This is a genomic window from Microlunatus antarcticus (genome assembly GCF_014193425.1).
GTDB classification, from domain to species: domain Bacteria; phylum Actinomycetota; class Actinomycetes; order Propionibacteriales; family Propionibacteriaceae; genus Microlunatus; species Microlunatus antarcticus.
On record NZ_JACHZG010000001.1, the window covers coordinates 3,295,866 to 3,317,800 of the forward strand.

18 protein-coding genes are annotated in these 21,935 nt (G+C 73.4%); 9 read left to right on the top strand and 9 right to left on the bottom strand.

Annotated features, from left to right (window positions below; genetic code table 11):
• Positions 1-70: 70 nt before the first annotated feature.
• The 3 genes from FHX39_RS15490 to uvrC form a co-directional block, all read right to left on the bottom strand.
• Entirely contained in the window at positions 71-1,015 is a 945-nt protein-coding gene (locus FHX39_RS15490) for a gluconeogenesis factor YvcK family protein (protein WP_183339878.1), read from the bottom strand.
• A 47-nt stretch (positions 1,016-1,062) separates the two neighbouring features.
• The gene (gene rapZ / locus FHX39_RS15495; RefSeq protein WP_269778752.1) at positions 1,063-1,908 is read right to left on the bottom strand and encodes an RNase adapter RapZ; all 846 of its coding nucleotides are present in this window, start codon (positions 1,906-1,908) and stop codon (positions 1,063-1,065) included.
• A gap of 468 nt (positions 1,909-2,376) precedes the next feature.
• Positions 2,377-4,380, bottom strand: coding sequence for an excinuclease ABC subunit UvrC (uvrC, locus tag FHX39_RS15500; protein ID WP_332836861.1), 2,004 nt, complete (start codon positions 4,378-4,380; stop codon positions 2,377-2,379).
• 286 nt (positions 4,381-4,666) lie between these two features.
• Here uvrC and FHX39_RS15505 point away from each other — a divergent pair, with 286 nt between their 5' ends.
• Positions 4,667-6,535 (top strand): SpoIVB peptidase S55 domain-containing protein, encoded by a 1,869-nt coding sequence (locus tag FHX39_RS15505; protein WP_183339882.1) that lies wholly within the window; start codon positions 4,667-4,669, stop codon positions 6,533-6,535.
• A gap of 94 nt (positions 6,536-6,629) precedes the next feature.
• Here FHX39_RS15505 and FHX39_RS15510 read toward each other — a convergent pair whose 3' ends face one another.
• The 3 genes from FHX39_RS15510 to uvrA form a co-directional block, all read right to left on the bottom strand.
• Complete coding sequence (locus FHX39_RS15510; RefSeq protein WP_183339885.1) at positions 6,630-7,187, bottom strand: Rieske (2Fe-2S) protein; 558 nt, start codon at positions 7,185-7,187, stop codon at positions 6,630-6,632.
• Positions 7,188-7,340: 153 nt separating this feature from the next.
• Positions 7,341-8,132, bottom strand: a complete 792-nt coding sequence (locus FHX39_RS15515) for an NAD(P)-binding domain-containing protein (protein ID WP_183339886.1) — start codon at positions 8,130-8,132, stop codon at positions 7,341-7,343.
• 2 nt (positions 8,133-8,134) lie between these two features.
• Positions 8,135-11,203 (bottom strand): excinuclease ABC subunit UvrA, encoded by a 3,069-nt coding sequence (gene uvrA / locus FHX39_RS15520; protein WP_183339888.1) that lies wholly within the window; start codon positions 11,201-11,203, stop codon positions 8,135-8,137.
• 152 nt (positions 11,204-11,355) lie between these two features.
• On the opposite strand from uvrA, the gene FHX39_RS15525 reads away from it, so the two are divergent.
• Together FHX39_RS15525 and FHX39_RS15530 are read left to right on the top strand one after the other, a co-directional pair.
• Positions 11,356-12,111 carry a maleylpyruvate isomerase family mycothiol-dependent enzyme gene (locus FHX39_RS15525; RefSeq protein WP_183339890.1) on the top strand — a complete coding sequence of 252 codons (756 nt, stop codon included), beginning with the start codon at positions 11,356-11,358 and terminating at the stop codon, positions 12,109-12,111.
• Positions 12,112-12,157: 46 nt separating this feature from the next.
• Positions 12,158-12,817: an MBL fold metallo-hydrolase gene (locus tag FHX39_RS15530; RefSeq protein WP_332836862.1), complete on the top strand. Its 660-nt coding sequence runs from the start codon at positions 12,158-12,160 to the stop codon at positions 12,815-12,817.
• A 129-nt stretch (positions 12,818-12,946) separates the two neighbouring features.
• Here FHX39_RS15530 and FHX39_RS15535 read toward each other — a convergent pair whose 3' ends face one another.
• Complete coding sequence (locus FHX39_RS15535; RefSeq protein WP_183339892.1) at positions 12,947-14,266, bottom strand: aminotransferase class I/II-fold pyridoxal phosphate-dependent enzyme; 1,320 nt, start codon at positions 14,264-14,266, stop codon at positions 12,947-12,949.
• Between the two features lie 42 nt (positions 14,267-14,308).
• Between FHX39_RS15535 and FHX39_RS15540 the strand changes: the two genes are divergently transcribed.
• The 5 genes from FHX39_RS15540 (at position 14,309) to FHX39_RS15560 (ending at position 18,247) form a co-directional block, all read left to right on the top strand.
• Entirely contained in the window at positions 14,309-14,974 is a 666-nt protein-coding gene (locus tag FHX39_RS15540) for a pyridoxamine 5'-phosphate oxidase family protein (protein WP_183339894.1), read from the top strand.
• A gap of 25 nt (positions 14,975-14,999) precedes the next feature.
• Entirely contained in the window at positions 15,000-15,509 is a 510-nt protein-coding gene (locus FHX39_RS15545) for a hypothetical protein (protein ID WP_183339896.1), read from the top strand.
• The gene (locus tag FHX39_RS15550; RefSeq protein ID WP_232530641.1) at positions 15,506-15,796 is read left to right on the top strand and encodes a peptide methionine sulfoxide reductase; all 291 of its coding nucleotides are present in this window, start codon (positions 15,506-15,508) and stop codon (positions 15,794-15,796) included. The genes FHX39_RS15545 and FHX39_RS15550 overlap by 4 nt, the downstream gene beginning before the upstream one ends.
• The gene (locus FHX39_RS15555; protein WP_183339898.1) at positions 15,793-16,971 is read left to right on the top strand and encodes an MFS transporter; all 1,179 of its coding nucleotides are present in this window, start codon (positions 15,793-15,795) and stop codon (positions 16,969-16,971) included. Before FHX39_RS15550 ends, FHX39_RS15555 begins: the two co-directional genes overlap by 4 nt.
• 229 nt (positions 16,972-17,200) lie before the next feature.
• A complete protein-coding gene (locus FHX39_RS15560; protein WP_183339900.1) occupies positions 17,201-18,247 on the top strand; it encodes a glycosyltransferase in 1,047 nt (348 codons plus the stop codon).
• A 37-nt stretch (positions 18,248-18,284) separates the two neighbouring features.
• Here the strand turns inward: FHX39_RS15560 and FHX39_RS15565 are convergent, their stop codons facing one another.
• Positions 18,285-18,911, bottom strand: a complete 627-nt coding sequence (locus FHX39_RS15565; RefSeq protein ID WP_198423429.1) for an arsenate reductase/protein-tyrosine-phosphatase family protein — start codon at positions 18,909-18,911, stop codon at positions 18,285-18,287.
• The gene (locus FHX39_RS15570; protein ID WP_183339903.1) at positions 18,908-20,353 is read right to left on the bottom strand and encodes a polysaccharide biosynthesis tyrosine autokinase; all 1,446 of its coding nucleotides are present in this window, start codon (positions 20,351-20,353) and stop codon (positions 18,908-18,910) included. The genes FHX39_RS15565 and FHX39_RS15570 overlap by 4 nt, the downstream gene beginning before the upstream one ends.
• Before the next feature lie 374 nt (positions 20,354-20,727).
• Here FHX39_RS15570 and FHX39_RS15575 point away from each other — a divergent pair, with 374 nt between their 5' ends.
• The gene (locus FHX39_RS15575) at positions 20,728-21,900 is read left to right on the top strand and encodes a glycosyltransferase family 4 protein (RefSeq protein ID WP_332836863.1); all 1,173 of its coding nucleotides are present in this window, start codon (positions 20,728-20,730) and stop codon (positions 21,898-21,900) included.
• The last annotated feature ends 35 nt before the right edge of the window (positions 21,901-21,935 follow it).

Below are 21,935 nucleotides of genomic sequence, written 5' to 3' on the forward strand. Positions count from 1 at the left end.
GGGTTCCGGGAGCGCCAGCGAGTGGAGCTCGGGCGGGGGGTGTGGGGGGTCGCCCCCCTCAGGACAGGGCTCAGACGCCCATGATCTCGGCGTACGCCGACGCCAGCCGGAGCGGGTCGTGGCGCGGGGAACCGTCTCGCGCGGCCAGGTCCGCGACCGCCAGGTCGGCGCCGAGCGAGTCGGCCCAGGCCACCAGATGCGGGTCGTCGGAGGCGAACGCGCTGTCGGCCAGCACGACGTCCAGGCGCAGCTTGGGGGCGTGGTCGGCGAGCAGCTCGATGTGCTTGGCCGCCGAGAACCCGGCGGTCTCCTCGGCCGGCTCGAGGTTCAGCACGAGGATCCGCTTGGCGGTCGTCGCCTGGATGGCCTCCGCGAGCTGCGGGACCAGGAGGTGCGGGATGACCGAGGTGAACCACGAGCCCGGGCCGAGCACGACCCAGTCCGCGTCCAGCACGGCCTCGACCGACTCGGGACTGGCGGGCGGGTCCTGCGGGATCAGGCGGACCGAGCAGACCTCCCCCGTCGTCTTGGCGACGCGGGCCTGGCCGCGTACGGACGAGACCTCGTCGGGCCGGTCGGGCGAGACCCCGATGACCTCGGCCTCGATGTCCAGCGGCACCGACGCCATGGGCAGGACCCGGCCCGTGCAGCCGAGAAGACGGGCCACCATGTCCAGCCCCGCCACGGGGTCGCCGAGGCGTTCCCACAGACCGGCGATGAGGAGGTTGCCGATCGCGTGGTCGCCGAGCGGGCCGGGCGAGACGAACCGGTACTGCAGGACGTCGGCCCACGTACGGCCGGACTCGTCGTCCCCGCAGAGCGCGGCCAGGGCCATCCGCAGGTCGCCGGGCGGGAGGCAGCCGAGCTCGTCGCGGAGCCGGCCGGACGAGCCGCCGTCGTCGGCGACCGTCACGACGGCCGTGAGCCGGTCGGTCACCCGGCGCAGGGCCGAGAGCGAGGCGGACAGGCCGTGCCCGCCGCCGAACGCCACCACGGCCGGGCGCACGTCCACCATCGGCCGCCCCTGCAGGCGGATGGGCGACCGCGGCTCGCCGGAGGGCCTCATTCGCGCCCGAGGTCCCGGTGCAGGACGGTGGTCGGCAGCCCGTCGGCGCGGAGCCGACGCGCGAGCTCCTCCGACATCGCCGTGCTGCGGTGCTTGCCGCCGGTGCACCCGATGCCGATGGTCGCGAAGCGCTTGCCCTCCTGCAGGTAGCCCGACGCCACCGTCCTCAGCACGTCCTCCACCGACGCGAGGAACGGGGAGGCGCCGGCCTGGCTGAGCACGTACGCGCTGACCGGGGCGCTGAGGCCGGTCTGCGGGCGCAGCTCGGGCACCCAGTGCGGGTTGGGCAGGAAGCGCACGTCGAAGATCATGTCGGCATCCAGCGGGACGCCGTTCTTGAAGCCGAACGACAGGATCGTGACCCGCAGCGCGTGGTCCGGGCCGCCGTACGCGTGGCTGATCCGGGAGCCGAGCTGGTGCACGTTCAGCGAGGAGGTGTCGATGACGAGGTCGGCCGCCGCCCGCAGCGTGGCCAGGAGGTCGCGTTCCCGGTGGATCCCGTCCAGGAGCCGGCCGTTGCCCTGCAGCGGGTGTGGGCGCCGGACCGACTCCTGACGCCGCACGATCACCTCGTCCGACGCCTCGAGGTAGACGATCTCGGGCAGGGTCCCACCCTGCTTGAGCTCGGAGAACATCGTCGGCAGCTGCTCGAAGAACGACCGCGTCCGTACGTCGAGCACCACGGCCAGCTGACGGATCCCCGTCCGCCGCGCCTCGGCGCAGACCTCCGGCAGCACGCTCGGCGGCAGGTTGTCGACGACGTACCAGCCGAGGTCCTCGAGGTTGTCCGCCGCGGTCGACCGTCCGGCCCCGGACATCCCGCTCACGACGACGACCCGCAGCGGCGCGAGGGCGGTCGCCGAGGCGTCCGCCCCCTCGACCTCGGCGACGGGCTCAGCGGGCTCAGCAGGGACGACGGGCTCGGCGGGCGGCGTGGGGGCGGTCGCCGTCTCGGTGCTCACCCCGCCATTATCCGCGGTCGACCTCAACCCCGCAGGACCCGCACCCGCCCGTCGCCGCGAAGGCGACCCGCAGGTTGCCGCGGAGGCACTTCACGACTCGCGCTGCGCAGAGCCGCGGGCGCGGCCCGACCGCACGGGTCAGGTGGTGCCGGGCAAAGCTGCAACCGCCGGGAGGTGGTCGAGAGGCGGTCGGTCGGACGGCGGCGCCGCGCGTGGATGGGTCTGGCGGGAGCCCGGGCGCGTCGACAGACGAAAGACGCAGCGAAGACGGCCGCGTCCGGGCGGATGGTTGCGCGGCGCCGCCGTCCGACCGGTCGCCGGCGCACGACCCAGCCCCCGACGGAAGCGTCAGCGCTCCGCCAGCACCTCACCCGTGCTCATGTCGATCGCCTCGCCCGCCGGCTTGGCGTCCAGCGCGATCTTGACCGCTAGCGCGGTCTTGGTCCCGAACCCCGGCACCGCGGCGATCTCCTCGACCGTGGCGGCGCGCAGCTTGCGCAGCGAGCCGAAGTGGTTGAGGAGCGTGCGGCGCCGCACCTCCCCCAGGCCGGAGACCTGGTCCAGGACCGACTCGACCATGGACTTGCTCCGCCGGCCGCGGTGGTGGGTGATGGCGAAGCGGTGCGCCTCGTCGCGGACGCGCTGCAGGAGGTAGAGCCCCTCGCTCGTGCGCGGGAGGATGACCGGCACTCCCGAGTCGGGCAGCCAGACCTCCTCGAGCCGTTTGGCCAGGCCGCACAGGGCCACGTCGTCGACCCCGAGCTCGTCCATCGCCTGCGCGGCGGCGGCGACCTGCGGCGGGCCGCCGTCGACGACGACCAGCTGCGGCACGTACGCGAACCGTCGCGGCGCGCCCGTCTCCGGGTCGATGAGCAGCGGACCCTCGCCGGTCGCCCCGTCGGTCGCGGCGGTCGCCGCCTTGCGGTCGTCGATCATCCGGCGGAACCGCCGGGTGATGACCTCGTGCATGGACGCGACGTCGTTCTGGCCCTCGACGCCACGGATCACGAAGCGGCGGTACTCGCTCTTGCGCGGCAGGCCGTCCTCGAAGACGACCATCGAGGCGACGACCTCTGTCCCCTGCAGGTTCGAGATGTCGAAGCACTCGATCCGCAGCGGGATGTTCGGCAGCTCGAGGGCCTCCTGGATCTCCTCCAGCGCCCGGTTGCGGGTGGACAGGTCGCTCGCGCGCGTCGTCTTGTGGCGGATGAGTGCCTCGTCCGCGTTCTTGGCCACCGTCTCCATGAGCGTCCGCTTGTCCCCGCGCTGCGGCACCCGGATGCCGACGTGCGACCCGCGCCGCTCGGTCAGCAGCTCGGTGAGCGAGTCGAGCGAGGTCGGCAGCTCGGGCACGAGGATCTCGCGCGGCACGGCGTCGCGCGGGTCGGGCTCGTTGTCGGCCTCGGCGTACAGCTGGAGCAGGAACTGCTCGACCAGCTCGGGCGTCCCGCCCTCGTCGAAGCGGTCGGCGACCCAGCCGCGCTCGCCGCGGATGCGGCCGCCGCGGACGTGGAAGATCTGCACCGCGACCTCCAGCGGGTCCTCGGCCAGCGCGATGACGTCTGCGTCGGTGCCGTCGGTGAACACGACGGCGTTGCGCTCGAGCGCCCGCTGCATGGCCTGCGCGTCGTCGCGGAGCCGGGCGGCGCGCTCGAAGTCCATCTCGTCGCTCGCCGCGCGCATCTTGCGCTCGATCGAGCGGATCATCGGCGTCGCCTGGCCGCCCATGAACTGGCAGAAGTCGTCGACGATCTCCCGGTGCTCCTCCGGGCTCACCTTCCCCACGCAGGGCGCCGAGCACTTGTCGATGTAGCCGAGCAGGCAGGGCCGACCGAGGAGCTGGTGGTTGCGGAACACCCCCGACCGGCACGAGCGCATCGGGAAGACGTGCAGCAGCTGGTCGACGGTCTCGCGGATCGCCCAGGCGTGCGAGTACGGGCCGAAGTAGCGGTTGCCCTTGCGCTTGGCGCCACGCCCCACGGTCACCCGCGGGAACTCCTCGCTCAGCGTCACCGCGAGCCAGGGGTACGACTTGTCGTCGCGGTACTTCACGTTGAAGCGGGGGTCGTACTCCTTGATCCAGGAGTACTCCAGCTGGAGGGACTCGACCTCGGTCTGGACGACGGTCCACTCGACCTTGGTCGCGGTCGTCACCATCTGCCGCGTGCGCTCGTGCAGCCCGCGCGGGTCGGCGAAGTAGGAGTTCAGCCGCTGGCGCAGGCTCTTGGCCTTGCCCACGTAGATGACCCGGCCGTTCTCGTCGGAGAAGCGGTAGACCCCGGGCTGCTCGGGGATGGACCCCGGTGCCGGCCGGTAGGACAACGGCGCCCGCCGCGTACGAGAAGGTGGCACGCGCCCCAGGTTAGGTGCGCCCACCGACAGTTCCGGCGTCTCCCCGACCGCCCCGACCAAGGGCGAGCACCCCGCTCGAGTGCAGGACGTGACGACCTGGATGAGCCCGGTCCGGATCCGTCGTGCGGTTCCGCGGGCGGCCCCCGGCGCTCGCCGTGGCTGCTGAGATTCTTTCGACATGCGTCTCAGGCTGCGTTCAGTCTCGGTAGGGTCTCGGTGTCGACCTGCGCAGAGCCGCTCGGGTGCTCCGCGGGATGAGTGTCGACCGGACGGAAGGAACGACCCCATGGCCGATACGAGACGGCACCGGCGACGTCTGGTCCCCGCGGCGGGCGCGGGAGTGCTGCTGGCCCTGGTGGCCGGGTCGATGACCGCACCCGCCCAGGCCGCACCCCAGGTCAGCGCGAGAGCGGTCGAGTGCCCGACGGCGTACCCGCTCGCGTCGGTGGCTCCCGGGCTGCGCGGCGAGGGCCAGACGGTCGTGACCGGGACGACACCCCAGCCGTTCGTCGTCGACGTCCTCGGTGTGCTCGAGGACGGCCTCGGAGCGGGGCGCGACATGATCATCGTCAAGGTCTCCGACGTCGCCGGCGGGCACGTCGTCGACCAGGGCAGCGGCATCTGGGCCGGGATGTCCGGCTCCCCGGTCTACGTGGACGGCAAGCTGCTCGGGTCCGTCTCCTACGGCTTCACCACCGCCCCCTCCCCCATCGGCGGGCTCACCCCGGCCGCTGACATGCTCGACCTGCTCGACCTGAAGGCGACCAGCACCGCTCGGTCGAAGCAGGCGTCACCCGCCAGCCCGAAGGCCACGCTGTCGACGGCCGCGAAGACGAAGCTGGCTGCCGCGGCCGGGGTCGCCACCCCCAAGGGGACGCTGCAGCAGCTGGTGAGCCCGCTCGCGGTCAGCGGCATCGGCACCGCCCGGCTCGACAAGCTGCAGGCGGCCACCGACGCCGCCGGGTGGTCGGTCAAGGCCTACGCCGCCGGCCGCCGGAGCGCACCCACGGCGGCAGCGCCGACCTCCCGGCCGCAAGCGGGAGGCAACTTCGCCGCCACCCTGTCCTACGGGGACCTGACCGCCGCCGCGATCGGGACCACGACCTACGTCTGCGGCGACCAGGCCATCGCGTTCGGCCACCCGTTCAACCTGTCCGGACCGGCCTCGTACGGCGCGAACGACGCGACCTCGATCGCCATCGTCACCGACAACACGCTCGGCTCGTTCAAGATGGCGAACGTCGGGCCGAGCTTCGGCACCGTCGACCAGGACCGCACGGCCGGCATCCGCGCCGACCTGACCGCGGTGCCCAGCGGCAGTGTGGTGTCCACCCGGGTGAAGAACCTGAACTCCGGGAAGGTCCGGGACGGCTCGACCACGGTGGTCGACCGTGGCTCGCTGCCCGGCCTGCTGCCCGACATCGTCTTCTCGAGCCAGGACGCCGTCTTCGACGAGTGGGGGGACGGTGCCGGCTCGAGCAGCTGGACCATCTCCGGCACCCGGGCCGGCGGCAAGACGTTCGCCGTGACCCGGACGAACCGCTGGGCCTCGCGCGACGACGTGACCATCGACCCGGCCTTCGACGTCGCCTCCGCAGCCGATGCGCTGCTCAACAACGACTTCGAGGACGTCCGCATCGACAAGGTCGCCTTCGCGAACGAGCTGTCGACGAAGTTCGACCAGCTGCACATCACCCGGATGCGGGTCTCGGTCAACGGCGGCCCCTACGTCAAGGGCGACCTCGTCCAGGCCAAGGTCGGGGACAAGCTCACCGTCCGGGTCGACATGAGCCCGTTCCGGAGCACGACGTCGTCCTACGTCAAGCTGCGGATGACCGTGCCGAAGTCGGCCAAGGGTCAGGTCGGGACGGTGTCGGCCACCGGCGGTGTCGACCTCGCCCAGGCGGGCGACGACGACGCCAGCCTGGAGTGCCTGCTCATCGGTCAGGGATGCGCGTCCGACACCGAGGGCTCGCTGGACGGCGTCATCTCGCAGCTGACCTCGGCTCCGCGCAACGACGCGGTGACCGCCCAGCTGGTGCTCGAGCCGCAGGACGACGAGTCCGACGACTCGGCGCCCCCGGCCGCTGCGGCCACCAAGCTGCAGAAGCTCACGGTGACGGGTCAGAAGGACATCGAGATCGCCGTCCGCTAGCTCCGGCTCCGACCTCGGGGGACCACCGTCCCCCGAGGTCCTCCCGAGGCGCGCAGGTCCGCTGCCGGTCAGCCGGTCGACCTCGCTCGCCGACCTATCCGGTGACGTAGACCTTCGAGCCGGACACGGTGGTCGCGGACTCGGCCAGGGGCTTGCTGGCCGGCGGCTGCTTGACCGAGCCGTCCTCGATCGAGAACTCGCTCTTGTGGCAGGGGCAGATGATGACGCCGCCCGACACGGATCCGACCTTGCAGCCCTGGTGGGTGCAGATCTTGCTGAAGGCCTTGTACGTGCCCTTGGTCGGCTGCGTGATCACGTAGTCGGCGTCGTCGAGGATCACGCCGCCACCCACGGGGACGTCGGCGGTCGCCACGCTCGGGCCGCTGGGCGCCTTGCTGGAGGCCGCCTCCGAGGGCGACTCGCTCGCGCTCGCCGAGCTGCTCGCGCTGGGTGACGCGGCGCTGGTGCTGGGCGCAGCCGAGGTGGGGACCGGGTCGCCGGCCTGCCCCTCCGCGCCGCAGGCAGCCAGCGTGAGCACCGCCCCGCCGGAAAGGGTGACGAGGCCCGCGGTCCGCAGGACGGCGCGCCGGGAGGGCCCGCCCGGGCTCGCGGGGTCGGTCGGGGAGGCTGTGCGGTCGGTCGTCGAGGTCATCGGTGCTCCAGGGGGCGCGAGGGCGTGGTGGCGGACACCCGCATCAACGAGGCACGTCGTCCGAGGGTTCACCCGTCCGCACGTTCATGGCTGACGCACAGGCGCGCGGCCGGTGCCCCCGCACGGCCCGCTGCCGGCTCGCCACGCGTCGTGTCAGCGCGAGGCCGCGGCGACCCGTCGGGCGACGTCGTCGAGGGCCGTGGCGACCAGCTCGTGCACGCCGTGGCCGCGGACGTACGTCCGGACCTGCTCGTTCAGCCCGCCCGGGGTCGCGTGGTCGCTCGCCAGCAGGGCAAGCTCGCGGTCGGGCTCCTCGGCCAGGGCGTCACTCAGCCCGCGGATCAGGACCCGGACGTACGCGCTCGCGTCCGGGCCCGGGACGCCGCGGCCGACCAACCAGGCCTCGACGGTCGCCAGCAGGTCCAGCTGGGTCGCGGCGAAGGCCGAGGCCGCGCTGAAGGAGTCGAAGGCGGTCTCGTCGTCGAGCGCGACGACCTCGCCCAGCTCGCGGAACATCGCCAGCTCAGCCGGCTGGGCCGGGTAGACGGGCACGAGGCCCTGACGCGCCGCGACTGAGGGCAGCGGAATCGCGCGGGCGACCTCAGAAGCGGGAGCCACGGCAGCGAGCAGGGCGTCGACGGACACACCGGCGACGACGCTCACGACCAGCTGGTCGGCCGCGAAGGTGAGGCCCTCGAGCACCGCGACGCCGATGTCGGGCCGGGTCGCGAGCACCACGCACGCCGACGCGTCCACGACGGCCTGGTTGTCGGCCGCGACCCGGACGTTCCCGAAGCGGGCCGCGAGCGCCGCACCGACCGAGGCGCTGCGCGGCGACACGACGATCTGCGGGGCCGGGTCGAGGGCGCTGAGCCCCTCGACCATCGCCCGCGTGATCGCCCCCGTGCCGATGAACCCGTACGCCGCCGTGCGCGCGGGACCCACCGTCAGCTCGCCTTGCGCGCGGCTGCCACGGTCTTCTTGGCGACGGCCTTCTTGGCCACCGCCTTCTTGACCGGGCGTCCGTTGGTCGGGATCTCGCCCGGCTGGCGCTTGGTGGCCGCGGCCTTCTCCGCCGCCGCGGCGCGCTTGACGGCGGCCTTGGTCATCGGCGCGGCGACGCGGGCGGCGAATGCCTCCTGCACCAGCCCCACCGGGACCTCACGGCCCTCCAGCAGCGGCTTGAGGAACTCACCCGTGTACGACTCCGGGGTCGCCGCGATCTGCTCCGGCGTGCCCTCGGCGACGAGGGTGCCGCCCTTGTTGCCGCCCTCCGGACCCATGTCGATCAGCCAGTCGGCGGTCTTGATCACGTCGAGGTTGTGCTCGATCACGACCACCGTGTTGCCCGAGTCGACCAGCCGCTGGAGCACGCCGAGGAGCTTGCGGATGTCCTCGAAGTGCAGACCGGTGGTGGGCTCGTCGAGCACGTAGAGGGTGCGGCCCGTGGACCGCTTCTGCAGCTCGCTGGCCAGCTTGACCCGCTGCGCCTCGCCGCCCGACAGGGTCGGGGCGGACTGGCCCAGCCGGACGTAGCCGAGCCCGACCTCCTTGAGCGTGACGAGGTGCCGCGCGATCGCCGGGATCGCGGCGAAGAAGTCGGCGGCCTCCTCGATCGGCATGTTCAGCACGTCGGAGATCGTCTTGCCCTTGTAGTGCACCTCGAGCGTCTCGCGGTTGTAGCGGGCGCCGTGGCAGACCTCGCACGGGACGTAGACGTCCGGCAGGAAGTTCATCTCGATCTTGATCGTGCCGTCGCCCGCGCAGTTCTCGCAGCGACCACCCTTGACGTTGAACGAGAACCGTCCGGGCTGGTAGCCGCGGACCTTCGCCTCGGGCGTCTCCGAGAACAGCCGGCGCACGTGGTCGTACACGCCGGTGTACGTCGCCGGGTTGGACCGCGGCGTGCGTCCGATCGGCGACTGGTCGACGTGGATGATCTTGTCGATCTCGTCCGCGCCGGTGATCGAGCGGTGCCGTCCGGGGACCTCGCGGGCGTTGTAGATCTTCTTCGCCAGCGCCGCGTACAGGATGCTGTTGACCAGCGTCGACTTGCCGGAGCCGGAGACGCCGGTGACGGCGATCAGCTGGCCGAGCGGGAAGCCGACGGTGACGTTCTGCAGGTTGTGCTCGGTGGCCTGGTGCACGACGATCTCGCGGCCCTTGACCCGCGGGCGGCGCAGCGCCGGCATCGGGATCGAGCGGCGACCGGACAGGTACGCCCCGGTGATCGACTCCTCGCTGTCGAGCAGCTCCTGCACGGGACCGGACACGACGACGTGGCCGCCGTGCTCCCCCGCTCCCGGGCCGATGTCGACGGCCCAGTCGGCGACGCGGATGGTGTCCTCGTCGTGCTCGACCACGATCAGGGTGTTGCCGAGGTCGCGGAGGCGGACGAGTGTCTCGATGAGGCGCCGGTTGTCGCGCTGGTGCAGGCCGATGCTCGGCTCGTCGAGCACGTAGAGCACCCCGACCAGGCCCGAGCCGATCTGCGTGGCGAGCCGGATGCGCTGGGCCTCGCCGCCGGAGAGGCTGGCGGTCGGGCGGCTCAGCGAGAGGTAGTCCAGGCCGACGTCGAGCAGGAACCGCAGCCGCTCGTTGATCTCCTTGAGCACCCGCTCGGCGATCTGGAGCTCACGGTCGCTCAGCTCGAGCTCGCGCAGGAACCGGGCCGCGTCGTCGATCGACAGGGCCGCGATCTCGGAGATGTTGAGCCCGCCGAGCGTGACGGCGAGCGAGGTCGGCTTGAGCCGGGCGCCCTTGCAGGTCCGGCAGGGGACCTCGCGCATGTAGCCGGCGAAGCGCTCGCGGGAGGTGTCGGTCTCCGCCTCGGAGTGCCGGCGCTCGATGTAGGCGACGACGCCCTCGTACTTGGCGTTGTAGCTGCGCTCGCGGCCGTACCGGTTGCGGTAGGTCACGTGCACCTGGCCGGGGACGCCGAAGAGCAGCAGCTTCTGGATCGCGGCCGGCAGGCGGTGCCAGGGCGTGGTGGTCTTGAAGCCGTGCTCCTCCGCGAGCGACTGGATGAGCCGCTGGAAGTAGTCGGCGACGTGCGCCGACGCCCAGGGCGCGATCGCGCCGCCGTCCAGGGACAGCTCGTCGTCGGGGACGACCAGCTCCGGGTCGACCTCCATCCGGGTGCCGAGGCCGGAGCAGACGGGGCAGGCACCCCAGGGGCCGTTGAACGAGAACTGCCGCGGCTCGAGCTCGTCGATGGCGATGTCGTGCCCGTTGGGGCAGGCCATCTTCTCCGAGTAGGTCCGCTCGCGCTCCGGGTCGTCCGTGCCGCGGTCGACGTAGTCGATCGTCACGATGCCCTGCGCGAGCCCGAGGGCCGTCTCGACCGAGTCGGTCAGGCGCTGCTGGATCGTCGACTTCACCGCGATGCGGTCGACGATGACGTCGATCGAGTGCTTGTACTTCTTGTCCAGCACCGGCGGGTCGGTGAGCTGGACGATCTCGCCGTCGACGCGCGCCCGGCTGAAGCCCTGCGTGGCGAGCTGGCGGAAGAGGTCGGCGTACTCGCCCTTGCGGTCGCGGATGATCGGCGCGAGGACCTGGAAGCGGGTGCCCTCCTCCAGCCCCATCAGCCGGTCGACGATCTGCTGCGGGGACTGCTTGCTGATCGGCTCGCCGCAGACCGGGCAGTGCGCGCGGCCGGCGCGGGCGTAGAGGAGGCGCAGGTAGTCGTAGACCTCGGTGATGGTGCCGACGGTGGAGCGCGGGTTGCGGCTCGTCGACTTCTGGTCGATCGACACGGCGGGCGACAGGCCCTCGATGAAGTCGACGTCGGGCTTGTCCATCTGGCCCAGGAACTGCCGCGCGTACGCCGACAGCGACTCGACGTAGCGGCGCTGACCCTCGGCGAAGATCGTGTCGAAGGCGAGGCTCGACTTGCCCGAGCCGGACAGACCGGTGAAGACGATCAGCGCGTCCCGGGGGAGGTCGAGCGAGATGTTCCGCAGGTTGTGCTCACGAGCACCGCGGACGACGAGACGGTTCTCCGGAAAAGGCACGGACGAAAGACTAGGTGTGCTCACTGACAGATTCGAACGGCGCCGGACGGGCCCGGTATTCCCCGGTCAGCCGCGTCCGGACGGCCTCCGCGACCGAACGCGCGGAGGGCCACGATCGCGGGCGCCGGCGGGTCAGCCCCTAGGTTGAGCGCGTGAGCGAACCCTCCCCCGACGACCAGCTCGCCGGGCTGCGCGCCCTGCTGACCACCGCGACGCAGCACCTCCTCGGGAGCACGATCGCGGTCACCGACGCGCAGTGGGCCGCGCCCAGCCGGCTGCCCGGCTGGAGCCGGGCGCACGTCGCCTCGCACGTGGCGCGGCAGGCGGACGGCTTCACCCGGCTCGTCTCGGGTGCACGGAGCGGCGTCCCGCAGGCGATGTACGCCTCCCCCGAGGCCCGGGCGGCCGAGATCGACGACGGCGCCGGGCGTACGGGGCTCGAGCTGCAGACCGACCTCGACGCCAGCGCCGGGCGGCTGGCCGAGGCGTTCGACAGCCTCGACCGGGTCGACCCCGCCGCCCGGAGCACCGAGGGCACGCCGACGGGGTGGTCGGCCGCGGTGCACCTGCGCGGCGGGCTGGTCGTGCCCGCGCGGCTGCTGCCCCTCGGTCGGCTCTTCGAGGTCGAGATCCACCACGTCGACCTGGGCGTCGGCCACGAGATGGACCGGATCGAGCCCGAGGTCGCCGAGTGGCTCATCGAGTGGGTCGCCTTTCGCGCCCGGGCGCGCGACGAGTTCCCCCGGGTCGAGCTGCACACCGACTCCGGCTTCACGACCACGGTCGGTCAGGTCGGTCCCGGTCTCGTCGTGCACGGCCCGGCACCGGCCCTCGTCGGCTGGCTCACCAATCGCGTGGAGCCGGACGCGGTGCCCGGCACCCGCGGCCTCCGCCTGCCCAGCCTCTGACGGTCCGCCACCGACCGACGATGGACCGACGCGCGAGACTGTCGGCGTGCCCGAGACCTTTCACGTCACCCGCGGCGGCGCGCCGCTGACCCTCGCCCTGTCCCCCACCGTCACCGCCACCAAGGTGTCGGTCGGGCCCGGCGACAACAACGCCTACCTGCTCGACGGCGGGGCCGGCCTGCTCCTCGTCGACGCGGCGGACGACGCGGCGACGCTGCTCGACCTGCTCGGGGAGCGGCCGCTGGCGACGATCGTGACGACCCACCGCCACCGCGACCACTGGGCGGCCCTGGCGGCGCTGGCGGGACGTTCCGAGCGTCTCGTCGCCGGCCGACCGGACGCCGAGGCGATCGCCGAGGGGGCGGGGGTGCCGACGCCGGACGGCGTCTGGGACGGCGACGCCGTCGCGCTCGGGACGGAGCAGCTGGAGGTCGTCGGCCTGGTCGGCCACACCCCCGGCTCGATCGTGCTGGCCTACCGCGGGCCGGAGGGCCCGACGCACCTCTTCACCGGCGACAGCCTCTTCCCGGGCGGCCCGGGCAAGACCTGGAGCCCAGCCGACTTCGACTCGCTGATCGACGACCTGGAGGCCAAGGTCTTCAACCGGTTCGCCGACGACACGGTCGTGCACCCCGGCCACGGCGACGCCACCACCATCGGCACCGAGCGGCCGCACCTGGGCGAGTGGCGCGCCCGCGGTTGGTGACGGCCGCGGGCCCTGCTCTCGTGCGCGATTCGACGACCGAGATGACGACGTGCGCCTCCACCGAGCGTGAAGAGCAGCGGCCCGGCTCATCTCGGTCGTCGGATCGAGCGGAGTCGAGACTCCCAGGGCTCAGGCGGTGACCGGACCCCCGGAACGTCCCCGCGTCGCGTCGCGGAGGGCTCGGACGAGGTCGTCGACGCGGTCGGGCTCGAGGTGGCTGACCGTGATCCGCACGGCGGACCCCGCCCCCTGCCGGAACCGCCTTCCCGGCGCGACCGCCCAGCCCGCGGCGAGCAGGTCGGCCACGACGCGGGTCTCGTCGGGCACCGGCAGCCAGACGTTCAGCCCGGTCGCGCCGGTGGCCGCCAGGCCCGCGCCCGCCAGCGCGCGGAGCAGGGCCTCCCGGCGGGTGTCGTACGCCCGCGCCGCCGCGGCCACGACCTCGTCGACCCCCGGGTCGGACCACAGCGTGACCGCGACGCCCTGCAGCAACGTGCTGACCCAGCCCGACCCGATCCGCAGCTGGCCCTCGACCCGGGCGACGGTCGCCTCGTCGCCGGCCACCACGGCCAGGCGCAGGTCGGGCCCGTACGGCTTGGACAGCGAGCGCACGAACGCCCAGGCCTGCGTCGCCCCGGCCAGACCGGCGAGCGGAACTCCGGCCAGCTCCGCCGCGTGGTCGTCCTCGACGACCAGCACCTCGGGGTGACGGGCCAGGACGCGACGCAGCGCGGCGGCCCGCTCGGCGGTGACGTACGCGCCCGTCGGGTTCTGCGCGCGGGAGGTGACGACGACCGCGCGGGCCCCGTTCCGCAGGGCGGCGGCCAGCGCCGGCGCCTGGGGACCCTCCTGGTCCACCGCGACCGGGAGCGCTCGGAGGCCGACCGAGGCGAGCAGGTCCAGCAGGTTGGGCCAGCCCGGGTCCTCGACCGCGACCGCGTCGCCCGGGGCCAGCCGGGCGGCGAGGACCCGGCGGATGGCGTCCAGGCCGCCACCGGCCAGCGTGAGGTGGTCGGTCGGCACGCCGTCGGCCGCCAGCCGGGTGCGCGCCAGGTCGGCGAGGGCGGGCAGCACCAGCACGTCGGGCGCGGCCGCCCGGTCCCAGCGCAGCCGCGCCGGGTCCAGCCGGGGTAGCAGGGCCGCGCTCGGCTGACCGGACGCGAGGTCGACGACGCCCTCCGGGACCGCCGACCCCCCGCTGCGCTCCCCCAGCGCCGGCCGTGCGCGCACCCGGGTGCCGTTGCGGCCGTGGGTCTCGATCAGCCCGCGCTGCTGCGCGGTGCGGTAGGCGCTGGCGACCGTCCCGGGTGCCACCCCGAGCTGGTCGGCCAGCGCCCGTACGGTCGGGACCAGGTCGCCGGCGACGAGCTCGCCGTCGCGGACGGCCGCCTCCACCGAGGCGAGGATCTCGCTTGCTGTGCTTCCGGCCAGCCGGTAACGTTCTGTCACAATCAGCCGATTGTACTAGATCAATCAGCGGACGTGAGACCGATGACCACGAGCACCTATCCCCCGACGAGCAGGACCACCCCGACACGGCTGCGGGAGCGGGTCGCGTACGACCGTGAGGCCGTGCACGCCGCGCTCGACGAGGCGGTCCTCTGCCACGTCGCGTTCGTCGCCGACGGCGCTCCCGTCGTGCTCCCCCAGCTCCACGTGCGGGTCGGCGAGGCCCTCTACCTCCACGGCTCGACCGGGGCGCGGGCGATGCGGCAGTCGCTCGAGGACGGCCTCGACGTCTGCGTGACCGTCACCCACCTCGACGGGCTGGTGCTGGCCCGCTCGGCCTTCCACCACTCCGCCAACTACCGCTGCGTGGTCGTGCACGGCCGGGCGGTGCTCCTCACGGACCCGGCGGAGAAGGACGACGCCCTCCGGCACCTGGTCGACGCGATCGCCCCCGGCCGCTCGGACCACGTCCGCGGGCCCAGCCGCCGCGAGCTGGCGGCCACCGCCGTGCTGCGCCTCGACCTGACGGAGGTCTCGTACAAGAGCCGTTCCGGCCCGCCCGGCGACGACGAGGAGGACCTCGCCTCGCCCTGGTGGGCCGGCGTGCTGCCGCTGCGCAGCGCCGTGCCCGGGACGCCCGAGCCGGCGCCCGACCTGACGCCTGGCATCGAGGTCCCCGCCCACGTCAGCGCGTGGTCCCGCGGGTAGACGGACCGCTCGCTAGCGTGTCCGCGTGCACGAGCTCATCGCCTGGTCCGGCTTCGTCGGTGCCTGGCTCCTCGTCGCGGGGCCGCTCTACCAGGCCGCCGTCGAGCTCGACGAGCAGGGCGAACGGCGCGGCGGGGTCACCCGGGCGGCCCGGCAGACGGCTCCGCAGCCGCCGCTGTCGCCCTGGTGGTGGCTGCTGCCGCCCGTCGCGTACCTCCTCCAGCGCCGCCGCCAGCGGGCCTACCGCCGGCAGGTGCTCGACGCCCTGACCGCCGAGGAGGTCGAGGGCTTCGTCGAGTTCACGAGCGTGGCGACCGGCTGGGCGATGGTCGCGGCGGGTGCCTTCTTCATCGCGGTCAAGGAGACGTACGAGCTGGCCGAGGTCTACGTGTGGCCGGTCGGCGTCTTCGCCCTGCTGCTGGTCGTCATGCTCGCCGCCTGCGCCGCCAACACGGTCGTCCGCGTCCGGCGTGCGCACGCGCTGGTCGAGGCCAAGGCCGCCGCCCCGTCGGACCGGGCAGCGGACCCGGCATGACCGACGAGCCGGAGGACGGGCCCGAGGTCGGCCCGGAGGAGCTGCACGGGCTGGTCGAGCGGGTGCCGCTGGGGTGGACGCCGGTCGCGTACGCGGGCCGCACCTGGGGCCTGACCCGCGCCGACCACGCCGGCGGCGGTACGACGACCCTCTACGCCGAGGAGCTGGGCGGGGCCGACGCGGTCAGCGCGAACGTCTGGCGCACGAGCGGCGGGGACGTGCTGCGCCCGTGCGAGATGCCGGCGCAGGTCGTCCTCGACTTCCTGCGCGGCTGGACGCGGGAGTGACGCCCCGGTCCTGGCTCGGCGTGGCCCCGGCGATGCTCGTGGTCGCGTGGGGCGGCAACCACTTCTCGCCGCTGCTGCTGCTCTACCGGCAGGTCGAGCGCTACTCGGCGGTGCAGGTCGACCTCTTCTTCGCCTTCTACGTCCTCGGGCTGGTCCCGGGCTTCCTGCTCACCGGCCCCGTCGCCGACCGCCTCGGCCGCCGCCCCCTGGTGGTCGCGGCCCTTGTGCTGAGCGTCCTCGGCAGCGTGGTCCTCGCGCTCGGCAGCGCGAGCCCCGCGGCGCTCTGCGCCGGACGGTTCGTCAGCGGCGTGAGCGTGGCGGCGGCGATGGTCGCCGGGACCACGTGGGTCAAGGAGCTGTCGGTCGCCGCCGCCCCGAGCACCCGGGCCCGCCGGGCCGCGCTGACGCTGACCCTCGGCTTCGGGCTGGGGGCCGCCGTCGCCGGCGCGCTGGCGCAGTGGGGACCCGCGCCGACGCTGCTCCCGTACGGGGTGCAGATCGTGCTCTGCCTGGTGACGGCGGTCCCCCTGCTGCGCAGCCCGGAGACGCGTCGCCGCGGAACCGTCCCGCCCCGTCCGCTGCGTGAGGAGCTCTACCTGCCGCCGGCGAGCCGAGCCCGCTTCCTGCGGGTCGTGGTCCCGATGGCGCCCTGGGTCTTCGGCGCGCCGGCGCTGGCGTTCGTGGTGGGGCCCGCGCTCGTCGCCGGCCGCACGGGCGGCTACACGGTCGCCTTCGCCGCGCTGGCCGCGGTCGTCACCCTGTCGCTCGGGGCGGGCGTGCAGCCGCTCGTCCCCCGGCTCGGCCGTCTCGTCCGCGGACGTCAGGCCGTCGTCGGGCTCGGCCTCACGACCGTCGGCGCCCTGCTGCTCGCGCTCGACGTCCGGACGGGGTCGGTGGCGCTCGCGCTGGTCGCCGCCGCGCTGCTCGGCACGGCGTACGGGATCTGCATCCTCACCGGGCTCGTCGAGACGCAGGCCCTCGCCGACCCGGAACGGGTCGCCGGGCTGACCGGGATCTACTACTCCCTCATCTACGTCGGCTTCGTGCTGCCGGTCGTGCTCTCCGAGCTGGCGCACCTCGCCGACGAGGGCGTGCTGCTCGTGGTCGTCGCGGGCCTCTGCGCCGCCTGCGCGGTGCTCGTGGAACGCGGCCTGCGGACCACCCGCTCCGGCTGAACGAGCCACCACCCGCGCCGGAGGGGGGCCACGGTCTGTGGCCACGGGCAGACTTTGTCCGCACCTGAGATTGAGATCACAAGCAACTGAATCGACTCTGGCTTGGCGCTCGGGCGGCCGCCTCCGGTACTGTACGGAACGGCTGGGGGGGTCATAAGAGTTCCATCGGCCGGGGGGCTGAAGGGACGAGGTCCGGCACCGCATACGCGGTGCCCAGACGGAAGGCTCTATGAGCGCGTTGTCCGTGCCTCTGCGCCGCCTAGCGGACGACACGCACGAGTCGTCGACCCTCACCGGTCCGGCTTCCGCCCCCGCCGACATGCTGGACGAGATCCCCCGCGGTGCGAAGGTCCTCTGGGTCACCTCCACCGGCGGTCACCTCGCCGAGCTGAACCTCATCGCCGACCGCATCCAGCCGTCCGCCGGCTCGCGCTGGGTCACCTTCGAGACCGCGCAGAGCGTGGACGCGCTCCGCGACCGTCCGCACCTCTTCGTCGACTACGTGTCGCCCCGTGACGTCCGCGCTGCGGTGCGAGCGGCACGCAAGGTGCTCCCCCTGCTGCGTCGCGAGCGCTTCGACGCCTGCGTGAGCACCGGGGCCGGGGTCGCCGCGACGATCCTGCCGCTCGCCGCCTGGAACGGCATCCCGACCTTCTACGTCGAGAGCCTCGCCCGCCCGCACGGTCCCTCGACGACCGGCCGCATCCTCGCCCACGTCCCCCGGGTCCGCACCGCCACGCAGTACACCTCCTGGGCGGGTGCCCGGTGGTCGTACGCCGGCAGCATCCTCCAGGACTGGACCGTCGAGCAGAGCCCGACCACGGAGGGACCGCTCAAGGTCCTGGTCACCCTCGGCACCATCGCGCCCTACCGCTTCGACCGCGCGGTCGACGCCGTGCTGTCGATGCTGCGCCCCGAGGACGAGGTCGTCTGGCAGCTCGGCTCCACGACGCGCACCGACCTGCCCGGCGAGGTCTACGAGCAGGTGAGCGTCGAGCGCCTCAACCAGCTCTCCGAGGCCGCCGACGTCGTCGTCGCCCACAGCGGGGTCGGCTCGGTCCTGCAGCAGTTCAGCCTGGGCAAGAGCCCGGTCCTGGCCGTCCGACGCTCCGCGCACCACGAGCACGTCGACGACCACCAGTCCGGCCTGGCCGAGACGCTGGAGTCCCACGGCCTCGCCGGGGTCCTCGACCTCGAGCACCCGTCCCGCCAGCTGCTCGTGGAGGCGGCCTCCCGCACGATCGTGCCGCCGCCGGCCTTCTGCCCGACGCCGTAGACCCGAATCCCGTAGCACGGGCGACCGACCAGGCCGCCTAGCTCTTTCCGACGAGCACCTCGCCGACGCGGTCCACCGCGTCGGCGATGTCGTCGTAGGCCCGGACGTACGCCGCCCGGTCACGCCCGTACGGGTCCGCGACGTCGTCGTCACGGGGGTCGGCGACGTAGTGCCGCCGGGCACCCGCCAGGGGCACGGCCTGCCGCAGCCGCTCCGTGACGGTTCCGGGGGCGAGAGCCTCGGGGCCCACCTCGGAGAGCAGCCGCGCGAGCTCACGCAGCGTGAAGGTGCGCCGCACGACGGCCGGGGCCAGGCCGGCGGCCTTCCCCCGCTGCCGCTGGGTCATCGTGACGACGAGATCCGCGGCGCGGAGGTGCTCCGGCCGCAGCTGGCGGGCGTGGAAGTCCCCGCTGCCCGCCGGGGAACGCTGCCGGAGCAGGGACTCCATGGCCGGCTCGACCGGCGCGCCCACGACCGCCCGCGTCCCGGCCGAGGCCACCTCGACGTCGGCGCCCAGCACCTGCCGGAGCAGCACCGCCGCGACGGGCGAGCGGCAGATGTTCCCTTCACAGACGCAGAGCACGACGAACGGCCGGGTCGCGGCCGCCGTCGTGCTCTGCGGTGTCGTGCTGGTGAGGGTCCTGCTGGTGGGGCTCGAGATCACCCGCGGGCGGGCTCGATCTCCTGGTCCTGGTCGCGCGGCAGCTTGCCCTCGGCGCGACGCGGCGGCTTCGGGGCGACCGTGGCCTGGTCCGAGCGCTGCATGTAGGTGTAGCCGTACTCGTACGGGCCGAAGTTGTGCGCGGCGACCTTGTTGAGGACGACGCCGGACACGTGCACCCCGGCGGTGCTGAGGGACTCGAGCGCCCCGCGCAGCTGCGAGCGGTGCAGGCGGTCTGCGCCGACCACGACGAGCGTGGTGCCGGCCAGGCGGCCCAGGATCGCGCCGTCGGTCACCGGCAGCAGCGGCGGGCTGTCGAGGATGACCATGTCGAAGCGCTCGGTGAGCTGGTCGAGCAGGTCGGCCATCGCGCCCGAGCCGAGGAGCTCGCTCGGGTTGGGCGGGACCTGGCCGGACGGGAGCACGCGGAGCGAGCTGTCCCCCCACGGCTGCAGGACGTCGTCCAGCGCGGCCTCGCCGATGAGCACGGTGGTGAGGCCCACCGAGCCCTCGATGCCGACGTAGCGGGCGATGCTCGGGCGACGCAGGTCGGCGTCGACGAGCACGACGTTCAGGCCGGCGTCGGACAGCGAGGCGGCCAGGTTGAGCGCCGCGGTCGACTTGCCTTCGCCCGGGATCGACGAGGTGACGACGACCGAGCGCGACTGCTCGGCGGCCTCGACGAACTGGAGGTTCGTGCGCAGGCGGCGGACGGCCTCGGCGCGGACGCTCAGCGGGTCGTCGCGGATGACGACGGGGTGCGCCTCGGCGTCGGAGTCGAAGGGCACGACGCCCAGCACCGGCACCGTGGTGACCTGCTCGAGGTCGGCCTCGTTGCGCACCTTGGTGTCGAGCAGGCGGCGGGCGATGGCGACGGCGATGCCGAGCAGGAGGCCGAGGATCAGGCCGGCGGCGAGGTTGCGCAGGATGTTCGGCGACGACGCGTCGGTCGGGACCTGGGCCGGCGCGAGGATCGTCGCCTTCACCGACTGGGACCCGTCCTGGCGGCGCGGCGACAGGTCGCTGGTCACCGAGGCGAGCTGCTGGCCGACCGCGTTCGCGATGGCCGCGGACCGTGCGGCGTCCGTGTCGGTCACCGTCACCTGGATGATCACCGTGTCGGTCGGGGCGAAGGCCGAGACCTTCGACGCCAGCTGCGACGGCGTGAGCTGCAGGCCGAGGTTCTGGATGACCGGCGCGAGCACGAGCGGCGAGGTCGCGACCTGGGCGTACGAGGTCAGCTGCGCCTCGGCGAAGGTCGAGCCCTGCGCGAGGTCGCTGCCCGACTGGGCACCCTGCACGCCGAAGAACAGGCGGGTCGAGGCCGTGTACTGGGGCGTCAGGGCGAACGTGATGCCCGCCGTCACGGCGAGGGTGGCGAGCGTGATGACCAGGATGCTGATCCAGCGTCGCTGCAGGACTTTGAGATAGCCGCGCAGATCCATTAAGCAAAGCCTTTCGATGGGCACCCCAGGGGTGGCGTCGGGCGAAAGTCTGTCACAGCCCGACCCCCCGGAGGCCCGGTCGAGAGGTGTGCGGCGCCGTCGACGTATACACCCCGCCCGCTGCCCCGCGTCAGCAGGGCCGTCTCCGGCGGGCCACGCGTGACCGAACTCTCAAATTTACCGGTGTCGGCCAGCCGTGGTTAAATCCTGCCGAGAGTGGTGACCGGCACGAGCACGCCGGACTCGTCGACGAGACGCCACGTCGGTCCCGCCGGGAGGCATGGGCGACCCGCCCCGGCGGACGTCGCTCGTCCCGACCGGCCGCGCCGTGCCCCGCAAGACCGTCGCTCGAGAGGCTGACCCACAAGATGAGCGTGCCCGACCCCCAGGCACCCCCCACGCACGTCGACCGGCTGATCGTCCACCAGTTCGACCCCGCCCGTTCCTCGCCCGGCGGCATCGACACCTGCCTGCGCGGGATGTGCCGCTACCTCCCCGAGTCCGCCGAGGTGGCGGTCGTCGGCGTCGACACGGGCATCGGTCACCCCGGCCGCGTCCTGGGCCGGTGGGAGCGTCACGACCTCGGCGACGGCCGACCCTTCTGGTTCCTGCCCGTCGTCGCGCTCGACCCCGCGGAGGGCGCACGTCGCGTCCCCCACTCCGTCCGGCTGATGGCCGGCCTCGCGCGCTACCGCAGCCGCCTGCCGCGGGCGGAGATCGTGCAGGTGCACGGCCTCAACTCCGCGCTCGCCCTCAAGCTGCTGGTGCGCCGGCCGCAGGCGTACTTCATCCACACCCAGGAGCAGGGTCTGACGGGCAGCACGTCCGACTCGTTCTGGCGCTTCACCGGTGACGCCCACGGCGTGCTCGAGCGCCGTACGGTCGGCGCCGCGGCGGACGTCGTCGTGTTCAACCAGGAGTACTCCGGCGTCGTTCGCGGGTGGAACCCCCGCGCCCGGTTCTCCCCCACCTGGTTCGACCCCGCGCTGATCACCGACCGGCCCGAGGCCGAGCGCGACCCTCACCAGGTGATCTGGGTCGGGCGCCTCGAGGTGCCGAAGGACCCGGCGCTCGCGGTCGAGGCCTTCGCGACCCTCGTCGACACCGATCCCGAGCAGCCGTGGAAGCTCGACCTGCTCGGGCAGGGCACGATGCTCGAGCAGGTCCGGGCCCAGGTCGACGCGCTCCACCCCAGCATCGCCGGTCGGATCAGCGTGCCCGGCCGCGTCGCCCCCCGTGAGGTGGCCGACCGCATGGGCGCCGCGGGTGTGTTCCTCATGACCTCCCACCCGGGCTACGAGGGCTACCCCCGCGTGCTCGTCGAGGCGATGGCCTCGGGCCTGCCGTCGGTCGTGACGGAGGGCTCCGACACCGGCGGCCTCGTGGTCGACGGCCGCACCGGCTTCGTCTGCAGCCGCGACCCGCAGGAGCTCGCCGCCCGCGTCCGCGAGGCGGCCCACCTCGACCGCACCCAGGTGCGCGCGGCGGTCGCCGACCTCAGCGCCCCGGTGCTGATCAAGCGCATCTACGACGTCACGGCCGCCTGACCCGTGCCCGCGGCCCCGCCCTTCTCCACCCCCGT